We start from the raw sequence: 4321 nt of genomic DNA on the forward strand, positions 1-4321 counted from the left end.
CCGGGTCCCGGATGGGGGTTCTTCGCATTTCCGGTGACGTATCGTCAGGGCATGGACGATCAGACAGCGGTCATTGCGAACGATGTGCTCCGGCCCGCGCAGCGCGACGGCGCCCTGCGTGTTCTGGCGGAGGCCCAGGCGGTGGACGGCCGGGCCGCCGTGTCCGAGCAGGGCCGGCTCCGGCTGCGGAACGCGGAGACTCCGCGCCCGGGCGTCATCCATCTCGTAGAGACCGAATCCGGGGCCGAACCCGAGTCCGAGACCGGAGCCGTCCTCGGCTACGGCCAGCTGGAGGTGCCGGAGAACCCGGCCGCCAACCCCGCCGCCGAGCTGGTGGTCGATCCCGCCGTCCGCGGTCGCGGCCTGGCCCGTCCGCTGGTGGACGCCGTCCTGGCGCAGGCCCACCGCGCGGGGCGCGAGGCGGTGGACTTCTGGGTGCACGGCGGCCACCCGGCGGCCCGGCACCTGGCCGAGGCGTACGGCGCGGAGCTGGTCCGCGAACTGCGCCAGATGCGTCGGCCCGGCCCGCAGACCGAGGACGTGGTCGTCCCCGCGGGCATCGAGCTCCGTACCTTCCGCCCGGGGGAGGACGACGCCGAGTGGCTGCGGCTGAACGCCCTGGCCTTCGCCCACCACCCCGAGCAGGGCACCTGGACCGAGCAGGACCTGGCCGAGCGGATCGCCGAGCCCTGGTTCGACCCGGCCGGCTTCTTCCTCGCCACCCGGGACGGCAGGGTGGTCGGCTTCCACTGGACCAAGGTGCACCCGGCCACCGCCACCGAGCCCGAGCTGGGCGAGGTGTACGTGGTCGGCGTGGACCCGGCGGAGCAGGGCAGCGGCCTCGGCCGGGCACTGACCGCGGCGGGCCTTCGCCACCTGACCGGCAGCGGCCCCGGCGAGCGCGGACTGGGCGCCGTCCTCCTCTACGTCGACGCCGACAACCCGGTGGCCGTGCGGGTGTACGAACGCCTGGGGTTCACCGTCCACGAGGTGGACCTCATGTACCGGGCCCCGTACCGGGCGCCCCGCCCCGCCTAGCCGTCGGTAGCCGCCGGCGGCCGGAACGCCCCCGGAACACCCCCGGACCGGGGCGCGGACCAGGGAACGGACGGGGTACGGGACGGCCGAACCCCTTGCCCCGACCGACTCAGCTTTCCTCCCGGCCATGCGGTGTTTACCGTGGATTCAATTGCTGCCGCGAAGATCACAGGATGAAGTCCGTAGTGTCTCGCTCGTGCAGAGTCGACCGCCACGCACCGGCCGGTCCTGTACGGACCGCGCCCGGAGGGTGGGTGCTGTCCCCGGGTCCGGCCCGGGGCGAGGGCGACGGCCCGCAGAGCCCATCGCGTCCGGACGCCGTCCTGCTGCTGGAGGAGCTGGAGCCCATGAGCATCCCCCGCCCCGTCTCTGCCCCGCTGTCGCCCCCGGCCCGGATGTCCAGCGCGCTGGGGATCCCGCCGGAGCTGCCGGCCACGGACGACGAGGAGTTCGAAGCGCTGCCGCAGGGCCGCTTCCTGGACCGCGAGCGCAGTTGGCTCGCGTTCAACGAGCGGGTCCTGGAGCTGGCCGAGGACCCGGGCATCCCGCTGCTGGAGCGGGCGAAGTTCCTGGCGATCTTCGCGAGCAACCTGGACGAGTTCTTCATGGTCCGGGTGGCCGGCCTCAAGCGCCGGATCGCCACCGGCGTCGCCACGCGCAGTGCCTCCGGCCTCCAGCCGCGCGAGGTGCTGGACCTGATCTGGACCCGCTCGCGCGAGCTGATGGCCCGCCACGCCGCCGCCTTCCAGCAGGAGGTGCTGCCGGACCTCGCCGCCGAGGGCATCGAGCTGGTCCGCTGGTCGGAGCTGGCCGAGAAGGAGCAGGCCCGGCTGCACACGCTGTTCCGGCAGAAGATCTTCCCCGTGCTGACCCCGCTGGCCGTCGACCCGGCGCACCCCTTCCCGTACATATCGGGACTCTCGCTGAACCTGGCCGTCGTGGTGCGCAACCCGGTCTCCGGGCACAAGCACTTCGCGCGGGTCAAGGTGCCGCAGTCGCTGGCCCGCTTCCTGGAGGCCTCGCCCCAGCGGTACGTCCCGCTGGAGGACGTCATGGGCGCCCACCTGGAGGAGCTCTTCCCGGGGATGGAGGTGCTGGCCCACCACGCCTTCCGCGTCACCCGCAACGAGGACCTGGAGGTGGAGGAGGACGACACCGAGAACATCCTCAAGGCCCTGGAGAAGGAGCTGATGCGGCGGCGCTTCGGCCCGCCGGTCCGGCTGGAGGTCGAGGAGTCGATCGACCCGTACATCCTGGACCTGCTGGTGCGGGAGCTGAACATCACCGAGGCGGAGGTCTTCCCGCTGCCCGGGCCGCTGGACCTGACCGGGCTGTTCGGGATCGCCGAGCTGGACCGCCCGGAGCTCAGGTACCCGAAGTTCGTGGCCGGCACGGCCCGCGGGCTGACCGACGTCGAGTCGGCCTCCCAGCCGGACATCTTCGCCGCGATGCGCGAGCGCGACGTGCTGCTGCACCACCCGTACGACAGCTTCTCCACCTCGGTGCAGGCCTTCCTGGAGCAGGCCGCCGCCGACCCGGACGTGCTGGCGATCAAGCAGACCCTGTACCGCACCTCCGGCGACTCGCCGATCGTCGACGCGCTGATCGATGCGGCCGAGTCCGGCAAGCAGGTGCTGGTGCTGGTCGAGATCAAGGCGCGCTTCGACGAGCAGGCCAACATCAAGTGGGCCCGCAAGCTGGAGGAGTCCGGCTGCCACGTGGTGTACGGCCTGGTCGGGCTGAAGACGCACTGCAAGCTCTCGCTGGTGGTCCGGCAGGAGGGCGACACCCTGCGCCGCTACTCCCACGTCGGCACCGGCAACTACCACCCGAAGACGGCCCGGCTGTACGAGGACCTCGGCCTGCTCACCTCCGACCCGCAGGTCGGCGCGGACCTCTCGGACCTGTTCAACCGGCTCTCCGGCTACTCGCGCCGCGAGTCCTACCGCCGTCTGCTGACCGCCCCGCGCGGCCTGCGCGACGGGCTGGTCGCGCGGATCCACAACGAGATCGCCCACCACCGGGCGGGCCGCCCGGCCTACGTGAAGGTCAAGGTCAACTCGATCGTCGACGAGGCCGTGATCGACGCGCTGTACCGGGCCTCCCAGGCCGGGGTGCCGGTGGACGTCTGGGTGCGCGGGATCTGCGCGATCCGCCCGGGCGTGCCGGGGCTGAGCGAGAACATCCGGGTCCGCAGCGTCCTGGGCCGCTTCCTGGAGCACTCCCGGATCTTCGTGTTCGGCAACAACGGCGATCCGGAGGTCTGGATCGGCAGCGCCGACATGATGCACCGCAACCTGGACCGCCGGATCGAGGCGCTGCTGCGGATCACCGATCCGGCGCACCGCGCCGAGCTGTCCGGGCTGATCGACCTCGGGGTGTCGGACGAGACCGAGTCCTGGCACCTGGGGCCGGACGGCGCCTGGACCAGGCACTCGCAGGACGCCGAGGGCCGGCCGCTGCGACACGTCCAGGACCTGCTGATCGACTCGCGCCAGCGCCGCAGGGCCGCCACCTCGCGCTGACGCGCCCACTGATGCGAGCCGCCGGAGCAGTCGGGCCCCTCGGGCCCGAAGGGGACCTGTTCCGGCGGTCGGCCACCAGCTCCGGGGGACCGCCCCGGGGGAACGGGGATCTACCACGCCATGACCGAAGCGCCGATGACGGCCCAGGCGGCCTCCACAGCGACCGCCGGGGACATCCTCTCCCGCCACCTCACCGTCCAGGCCGGCGCCTTCCTGCGCGCGCTGCCGCTGGCGGTGGGCGAGGTCGGTGCCAGACCCGGGACGGCCTCGACCGTCCCGTCGGCCGGCACCTCGGACCTGCTGCGGGCCGTCCGGCGGATCGGCGGGCTGCTGCACACCTTCGGCTCGGTCTTCGAACAGACCTGGGCGCAGGAGTCGCGCACCGAGCTGCGCTGGCTGCTCAACCTGCTGGCGCTGGAGCCCGGCTACGTCCGCCGCTCGGCCCGGCTGCTGGGCGCGCTGGACCTGCTGAGCGGCACCGACCCGGAGGGGACGGGCATGCTGGCCGGCCACGCGGGCGCCCCCAAGGCGCGCGCGCTGCTGGACCGGCAGCTGACCCTGGCCCGGACCAGGGCGCACTCCACCGTGCTCCAGGAGCTCCGCTCCGCCCGGCTGCACGCGCTGGCGGACCGGATGACCCTGCTGGTCGGCGAGGCGCCGCTGCTGGACTCGGCTGACGGCCGGGCCCCGGCCGTGCTGCTGCCGCAGGCCGCCGCCGCGTTCGCCGCGCTGTCCGCGGGCGCCCAGCAGCTGCCGCT

The 4321-nt window shown here is 73.2% G+C and carries 3 protein-coding genes; all 3 read left to right on the forward strand.

The annotated features are described in order from the left end of the window. Positions 1 to 51 precede the first annotated feature (51 nt). A complete protein-coding gene (mshD, locus tag AE652_RS36285) occupies positions 52 to 1038 on the forward strand; it encodes a mycothiol synthase (RefSeq protein ID WP_049659277.1) in 987 nt (328 codons plus the stop codon). A gap of 347 nt (positions 1039 to 1385) precedes the next feature. Further along, positions 1386 to 3563, forward strand: coding sequence for an RNA degradosome polyphosphate kinase (locus tag AE652_RS36290; RefSeq protein ID WP_063780380.1), 2178 nt, complete (start codon positions 1386 to 1388; stop codon positions 3561 to 3563). A 120-nt stretch (positions 3564 to 3683) separates the two neighbouring features. After that, positions 3684 to 4321, forward strand: a 638-nt coding sequence (locus tag AE652_RS36295) for a CHAD domain-containing protein (RefSeq protein ID WP_049659278.1), incomplete at its 3' end; no start/stop codon positions are given.

The sequence above is a fragment of the Kitasatospora sp. MY 5-36 genome (genome assembly GCF_001182915.1).
Lineage (GTDB): Bacteria > Actinomycetota > Actinomycetes > Streptomycetales > Streptomycetaceae > Kitasatospora.

Excerpts from the sequence above, each read along its gene's own strand:
- mshD (WP_049659277.1), top strand. The coding sequence starts at position 52 with ATGGACGATCAGACAGCGGTCATTGCGAACGATGTGCTCCGGCCCGCG.
- AE652_RS36290 (WP_063780380.1), top strand. The coding sequence starts at position 1,386 with ATGAGCATCCCCCGCCCCGTCTCTGCCCCGCTGTCGCCCCCGGCCCGG.